7 protein-coding genes are annotated in these 6,385 nt (G+C 66.0%); 5 read left to right on the top strand and 2 right to left on the bottom strand.

Annotated elements, in window-relative coordinates; translation table 11 throughout:
* Positions 1-117 precede the first annotated feature (117 nt).
* Positions 118-483 (bottom strand): response regulator transcription factor, encoded by a 366-nt coding sequence (locus WA702_RS15830; RefSeq protein WP_425111476.1) that lies wholly within the window; start codon positions 481-483, stop codon positions 118-120.
* Positions 480-1,349, bottom strand: a complete 870-nt coding sequence (locus WA702_RS15835; RefSeq protein WP_425111477.1) for a S1C family serine protease — start codon at positions 1,347-1,349, stop codon at positions 480-482. Before WA702_RS15835 ends, WA702_RS15830 begins: the two co-directional genes overlap by 4 nt.
* A gap of 155 nt (positions 1,350-1,504) precedes the next feature.
* Between WA702_RS15835 and WA702_RS15840 the strand changes: the two genes are divergently transcribed.
* The 5 genes from WA702_RS15840 (at position 1,505) to WA702_RS15860 (ending at position 6,226) form a co-directional block, all read left to right on the top strand.
* Entirely contained in the window at positions 1,505-2,107 is a 603-nt protein-coding gene (locus WA702_RS15840; protein WP_425111478.1) for a hypothetical protein, read from the top strand.
* Between the two features lie 166 nt (positions 2,108-2,273).
* Positions 2,274-2,858, top strand: a complete 585-nt coding sequence (locus tag WA702_RS15845; protein ID WP_425111480.1) for an NnrU family protein — start codon at positions 2,274-2,276, stop codon at positions 2,856-2,858.
* Between the two features lie 2 nt (positions 2,859-2,860).
* Positions 2,861-3,685: a 3-methyl-2-oxobutanoate hydroxymethyltransferase gene (panB, locus tag WA702_RS15850; RefSeq protein WP_425111481.1), complete on the top strand. Its 825-nt coding sequence runs from the start codon at positions 2,861-2,863 to the stop codon at positions 3,683-3,685.
* Positions 3,686-3,748: 63 nt separating this feature from the next.
* A complete protein-coding gene (locus WA702_RS15855; RefSeq protein WP_425111482.1) occupies positions 3,749-5,341 on the top strand; it encodes a class I adenylate-forming enzyme family protein in 1,593 nt (530 codons plus the stop codon).
* A gap of 231 nt (positions 5,342-5,572) precedes the next feature.
* Entirely contained in the window at positions 5,573-6,226 is a 654-nt protein-coding gene (locus tag WA702_RS15860; RefSeq protein ID WP_425111483.1) for a tetratricopeptide repeat protein, read from the top strand.
* Positions 6,227-6,385 lie beyond the last annotated feature (159 nt).

Consider the following 6,385-nt stretch of genomic DNA (forward strand, 5'->3'; position numbering starts at 1 on the left):
TTGGGTGCCGTGGTAGGGTGGGCAAAGCGCAGCGTGCCCACCGCACAGAGCATCGGCCGGAATGGTGGGCGCGCTACGCTTTGCCCACCCTACGTTATTCGCAACAACGTCGCGCACCTACAGCTCAATAATTCCCCTTCGTGCCGCGTGCGCCACCGCGTCGGTGCGACCGGTGGCATCGAGTTTGTCGAGCAATTGGCCGACATGGAATTTCGCGGTATGCACGGAGATCCCTAGCGCGCGGGCGATTTCCTTGTTGGAGCGGCCTTCGGCCAATAATGCCAGCACGTCGTGCTCGCGTGCCGTGAGCTGGAAGTCATTTGGATCACGCGCCGCAGGCTCGGACGCGACGATCGCGACATCGGCGGCTTCGCCCGGCGCAGCCAGCCGCAGGCCCGCGACATTGCCGAGCAACGCCACGAGCCGGTCGGATAGCTCTGGATTATCGAGATCGATCGCGATCACGATTGGCGCCTCGCTCACTGCGCCGGCCTCTCGCCGATGGTGAGCGACAACCGGAACGGCTCGCCCGCGCGCAAGCCTGACAGCTCGATCACGCTCCCGACGCTGTCGGGGCCGAGCTTGCGCAGCAGGGCGCGTACGCCACTGACGCTCTCGTCGTTGAATGTCGTGATCACGTCGCCCTGGCGCAGGCCCGCCGCCGCCGCAGGACCGGTCTTGTCGACGCTCATCACCATGGCGCCGACGCCATCATCGAGCTTCACCGGCTGCAGCCCGACGCCGAGATAGCCGCGCGCGATCCGGCCATGGGTCTCTAGCCGGCTGGCGACGCGTGCGAGCGTCGCGGTCGGAATGACCAGGGTGCGGCGCGGGCCGGAGACCGCCATGCCTATGGCTTGCCCGGCGACACCGAGCACGAGGCCGCCTTCGGAGCTGCGACGCAGCCGGGTGTCGAGCTCGATCCGGGCATCGATCTCGCCGCCCCGCAGGCTGCGCCAGCGCTCCGCCGACTTGGAGATCATCGCCAGGGCCGAGATCGGCGTGCCCTGGTCGGCGGCGACGATAGCGGCGAGCGAGCCGAGCGCAGGCACGTCGGTGGTGAGATTGGCCGGCGGGGCCGTGAGGCCGTCGACGCGGAGCAGCGCGATGTCGGTGGTGTGATCGCGGCCGGCGATCACGGCCATTTTCTCGCTGCCATCAGCCGACAGCACAACGATCTCGCCGTCCTCTGCCAGCGCCTCATCGGCGGTCACGACGAGGCCGGGCTTCCAGACGAAGCCTGACGCGCGCGAGCGATGCGAATGGACCGAGACCAGCGACGGCGCGGCTTGCGCGACTGTCGCGATGAGAGCGGACGAGAGCGAGGCGAGGGCGGTGAGATCAGACATGGGACGCTTCCTTTGGGTTCGCCCCAATGTGGCGTCTCGTCTCGCCTGACGGAACTGCCCTGGTGGGCAGGTGGGACGCGCAGACGTGAATGGCCAGGACTTGCGACAGCAGCGATCGATGTCACATTAAGTGTCCTGCAACCCGTGTGAGGCCGATGCTGCGCGCCGTTCTGATTGTGCCTCTGTTGCTCGCGGGCGCGATGGCGCAGGCTGCCGGCCGTCACCATCAGATCAATCCGGTGCCGTTTTCGCACTCGCCTTGCAGCGTGCTCGACAACGCGCCCTGCACGCCGTCGTTCTGCAGCGTCTTCAATCACGGGCCGTGCATCCCCGAGATCGACTATCCCTATGGCGAGAACCTGCAGGTGACGATCCAGAGCGTGCCGCCGGAATCCGATGCTGCCAAATACCGCAAGCCTGACCACGATCTCGACAATATCGGCGATCTCTTCGCGGCGCTGCGCTCCTGTTGGACTCCACCGCCGACCGACGTCGCGCGCCAGGGCATGCAGATGTCGGTGCGCTTCAGTTTCAAGCGGACGGGCGAGATCATCGCGCCACCGCGGCTGACCTTCGCCACGCAGGGGGCGTCGGCCGACACCCGTGCGACGTACCTGAAGGCGATCAATTCATCGCTCAATGCCTGCCTGCCGCTGAAATTCTCATCCAGTCTCGGCGGCGCGCTCGCCGGCCGGCCGATCGCGATCCGCTATGTCGACAATCGCGACCTCAAGCAAACGTCATCGGATAAGCAGTGATCGTTGTACACCGTCATTCCGGGGCGACGCGTTAGCGTCGAACCCGGAATCCCGATATTGTTGCAAAGAATGCAAGCCAATCTCGAGATTCCGGGTTCGCGCGCCCTGCGTGCGCCCCGGAATGACATGTCGGGTCTGACGCCGGCACGCAAAAAGGGGATCGACCGTGGGACTTCTGGTGATGGTGGTGGGTCTGGTGCTGTTTCTCGGCGCCCATGTGTTCACGACCCGGCGCGCTACGCGCGCCCGCGCGGTCGCTGCGATGGGCGAGGGCACCTACAAGATCGCCTATTCGCTGGTGGCGCTTGCAGGTCTGGCGCTGATCTGCTGGGGCTTCTCACAATATCGCGTCGACGGCTGGATCCAAGTCTGGACGCCGCCCAAGGCGCTCAAGCACCTCAACATCGCGCTGATGCTGCCCGCCGTGATCCTGGTGGTCGCCGCCTATATCCGCGGCAACATCTACGCCAGGCTGAAGCATCCGATGCTGGCCGGCGTGAAACTGTGGGCGTTCGGCCATCTGCTCGCCAATGGCGATCTCGGCGGCATCATCCTGTTCGGCTCGATCCTGGCCTGGGCGGTCTATGACCGCATCTCGCTGAAGCGCCGCACCGATCCAGGTAGCCCGCCGATTCCGGTCGGCGGCATCGGCAATGACGTGATCGCCGTGGTGGTGGGTATCATCGCCTATCTGGCGCTCGCCTTCGCATTTCATCCGGTGGTGCTCGGCATTCCCGTGATGGGGGGCTGACCATGTCCGTTCAAGCCCCGATCAAGCGCAAGACCGGCCCCGACATTTGCGCCCGCAAGGGCGGCGAGCCGATCGTGATGCTGACCTCGTATCACGCCCATACCGCAACGATGGCCGATCGTTACTGCGATGCGATCCTGGTCGGGGACTCCCTCGGCAACGTCATGCACGGTTTCGAGACTACGGTGCCGGTGACGCTCGAGATGATGATCCTGCAGGGCAGTGCTGTAATGCGCGGCTCGCGCCAGGCGCTGGTCGTGGTCGACATGCCCTTCGGCACTTATGAAGCGAGCAAGGAGCAGGCGTTCCACTCGGCCGCACGCATCATGAAGGAGACGCAGTGCGGCGCGGTCAAGCTCGAGGGCGGCGTGCGCATGGCCGAGACAATTCGGTTTCTCAGCGAGCGCGGCATTCCTGTCATGGGGCATATCGGCCTGACGCCGCAATCGATCAACATGCTTGGCAGTTTTCGCGCGCAAGGTCGCGAGGAGGCCGATTGGGCGCCGATCGAGAACGACGCCCGCGCGGTCGCCGAGGCCGGCACGTTCGCGGTGGTGATCGAGGCGGTTGCCGAGCCGCTGGCGCGCAAGATCACGGCCGCGATCCCCGTTCCGACCATCGGTATCGGCGCCAGCGTCGCCTGTGATGGCCAGGTGCTGGTGCTGGAGGATATGCTCGGCCTGTCGCCCAAGCCTGCGAAGTTCGTGCGTCGCTACGGCAATCTCGGTCCGGCGATCGAGGAGGCCGTTGCGGCCTACGCCGCGGATGTCCGCTCGCGCGCTTTTCCGGCCGCTGAGCATGTCTACGGCATGAAGACCAAGGCCTGAAAATAGGCTTGAATAATAAGAAGCTCGCGACGGCAACGCGGGCAATGAGGAGGAAACGATCTGATGGACTGGTCACACGCCTCGATTCCATCCATGCGCCATGAGGCGCGGTTCGGCGACCGTGTCGTTGCCGTGTTCGCGGATCGTCCGAAGACGGTCTGGGCGATGGTCGAGGCGGCGGCCGCGCGCAATGGCGACGGCGAGGCGCTGGTCTGCGGCGACAAGCGCCTGTCCTGGCGCGAGGTGCTGCAGCAGTCGCGGCAGATCGCAGGCGGCCTACACGCAAAAGGCTTGCGTCCCGGCGATCGGATAGGGGTGCTGCTCGGCAACCGCATCGAGTTCGTGCTCGCGGTGTTTGCAGCCGCGCGGCTCGGCCTGGTCGTTGTGCTGCTCTCGCCCCGCCAGCAGCGGCCGGAGATCGCCTATGTGCTGACCGATTGCGGCGCCAAGCTCCTGCTGCATGAAGCTGCGCTCACCGACCGGCTGCCGGAGCCATCGGAGGTGCCGGAGCTCGCGCACCGCATCGCCGTCGACGATCATCCGCCACGCTCGGGTTTTGCCGATCTCGCAGGCCATGCGGCGCTGGAGCAGGCGGTCGCGGTCGGTGAAGAGGACACCGCGATGATCCTCTACACCTCCGGCACCACCGGCCGGCCGAAGGGCGCGATGCTCGCCCATTGCAACATCATCCACTCGGCGATGCTGTACGAGGCCTGCATGGGCCTCACCGTATCAGATCGCTCCATCGCGGCGGTGCCGCTCGGGCATGTCACCGGCGTCGTCGTCAATGTCGCCAGCATGGCGCGCTGCGCAGGAGCCCTGATCATCATGCCGGAGTTCAAGGCCGGCGAATATCTCAAGCTAGCCTCGCGCGAGCGCGTGACCTACACCGTGATGGTGCCGGCGATGTACAATCTCTGCTTGTTGCAGCATGATTTCGACAGTTACGACCTGTCGTCGTGGCGGATCGGCGGCTATGGCGGCGCGCCGATGCCGGTCGCGACCATCGAGCGGCTGGCGGTGAAGATCCCGGGGCTGCAGCTGATCAATGCCTATGGCGCCACCGAGACCACATCGCCGGCGACGATGATGCCGCCGGACCTGACCGCGCGCCACATCGACAGCGTCGGGCTGCCCTGTCCGGGCGCCAGCATCCGGGTGATGGACGCCGAGGGACGCGAGCAGCCGCCGGGCGAGATCGGCGAAATCTGGATCGGCGGCGGCCAAGTCATCAAGGGCTACTGGAACAATGCGACGGCGACCGCCGAGAGCTTCACCGGCGGCTATTGGCACTCCGGTGACCTTGGCTCCATCGATGCCGACAATTTCGTCCGGGTGTTCGACCGCCAGAAGGACATGATCAACCGCGGCGGCCTCAAGATTTATTCGGCCGAGGTCGAATCGGTGCTGGCGGCCCATCCGGCGGTGGTGGAGAGCGCGATCGTCGCGCGTCCCTGCCCAGTGCTGGGCGAGCGGGTGCATGCGGTGGTGGTGACGCGCGAGCCTGTCAGCGGCGAGGCGCTGCGCAGCTGGTGCGCCGAGCGGCTGTCCGATTACAAGGTTCCCGAGACGCTGGTGGTCAGCGCGGAGCCGCTGCCGCGGAATGCTAATGGCAAGGTGATGAAACGGCAGTTGCGCGAGGGTCTCGCGCCATGATAGCGCCGTGGCGTCCGGTTCGCGCTGCTTGACGGGTTTCGCCTGCGCTTTCCCACGCGCTAAGACCGGAGCAGCACGGGGGCGAAGCGGCGGTTGCTGCCTTGCCAGCGCCATATCATTGCGGTATCGGCGCCGCCAAGTGTGGGACTGGGGTTGGGGAATCGGGGCGTTTCGGGGCACTCAAATTCCGTTGCGGCAGCCTCGAAGCGGATATCACAGGGATCTCGTTAAGTGTCTGAATTTTATGCAGAAGTAGACGAGGAGGTCCGTCGCGAACAGCTCAAGAAGCTGTGGGACCGGTACTCGCTCTTCATCGTTGCGCTCGCGGTTCTGCTCATCGCCGGGGTCGGTGGCTGGCGGGCCTATCAATATGTCGAGGGTCAGAAGGCAGCCGAGGCTGGTGCGGCCTTGAACAAGGCGCTCGAGCTCGCGGACCAGAACAAGCATCCCGAGGCGGAAGCCGCCTTCGCCGACCTCGCGGCCAAGGCGCCGTATGGCTACCGGATGCTGGCCAGGTTCCATCAAGCCGCCGAGGCCGCGATCCGCGACAAGGCGGCCGGGGCCAAACTGTTCGACGCGCTGGCTGCGGATCGCAGCATCGGGACCGAGCAGCAGGAGCTGGCGCGGCTGCGCGCGGCCGGCTTGCTGGTCGACACAGCGCCTTATTCCGACATCAAGCAGCGGCTGGAGAGCGATGCCGCCGCGGGCGGCACCTTCCGCCACGCGGCGCGGGAGCTGCTGGCCCTATCGGCCTGGCGCGCCAATGACGCGACCGCGGCCCGGCAATGGCTTGATATGATCGCGCTGGACGGCGAAACGCCGCCAAGCCTGCGTTCGCGTGCCGAGGCGTTGCAGGCGCTGCTGCCGCCCGTCGCCAAAAGCTGACACGGCTGATCGACACGAGCTGACGGCAAAGACGAATTTTGATTGGGAAATCGACCATGCGCCGCGCCCAACGCCTGATCGCCGGGACCGTCCTGATCGCGCTATGTGGCGTGCTGGGCGGCTGCGCGGGTGGCCTGAGCAATTTCGACCCCTCGGATC

It is taken from the genome of Bradyrhizobium sp., from assembly GCF_049798375.1.
In the GTDB taxonomy this organism is placed as follows: Bacteria; Pseudomonadota; Alphaproteobacteria; order Rhizobiales; family Xanthobacteraceae; genus Bradyrhizobium.

Coding starts and splice junctions, on each gene's coding strand:
- WA702_RS15835 (WP_425111477.1), bottom strand. CDS start 1,349: ATGTCTGATCTCACCGCCCTCGCCTCGCTCTCGTCCGCTCTCATCGCG.
- WA702_RS15840 (WP_425111478.1), top strand. CDS start 1,505: ATGCTGCGCGCCGTTCTGATTGTGCCTCTGTTGCTCGCGGGCGCGATG.
- panB (WP_425111481.1), top strand. CDS start 2,861: ATGTCCGTTCAAGCCCCGATCAAGCGCAAGACCGGCCCCGACATTTGC.
- WA702_RS15855 (WP_425111482.1), top strand. CDS start 3,749: ATGGACTGGTCACACGCCTCGATTCCATCCATGCGCCATGAGGCGCGG.